We start from the raw sequence: 463 nt of genomic DNA on the forward strand, positions 1-463 counted from the left end.
AGAAGGTGGCCGTCATACTCCATTCTTCTCCAACTACCGTCCACAGTTCTACTTCCGTACAACTGACGTAACCGGTGTTATCCAGTTGCCTGAAGGTACTGAAATGTGTATGCCTGGTGATAATATCACTATGACTATTGAATTGATCACTCCAATCGCTATCGAAGCTGGTCTTCGTTTCGCGATTCGTGAAGGTGGCCACACAGTAGGCGCCGGTGTTGTTACTGAAATTATCGAAGGCTAATTTCAGACTTGTACACTGATACAAACTAATAAAATGCCGCTCGGATTATCCGGGCGGCATTTTTGGTTTGTCATAATTATGGGGCATGATATTAAATCTTGAGCGTATAAGACGAAACATTGCTGAAAATTTTTTAGAAAAATAGGCCTATAGGACATTTTGAGTTGGTTTTTAGACCGATGAGACTAGTATTTATCTAGTCTTATCGGTCTTTTAAAA

At 40.6% G+C, this 463-nt stretch carries 1 protein-coding gene; it reads left to right on the top strand.

Annotated elements, in window-relative coordinates:
• On the top strand, nt 1-244 hold a 244-nt coding region (locus EO124_RS10140; RefSeq protein ID WP_498370423.1), incomplete at its 5' end, for an EF-Tu C-terminal domain-related protein.
• Nucleotides 245-463: the final 219 nt, after the last annotated feature.

Origin of the sequence: Veillonella ratti, from assembly GCF_003992115.1 — a bacterium.
In the GTDB taxonomy this organism is placed as follows: Bacteria; Bacillota; Negativicutes; order Veillonellales; family Veillonellaceae; genus Veillonella_A; species Veillonella_A ratti.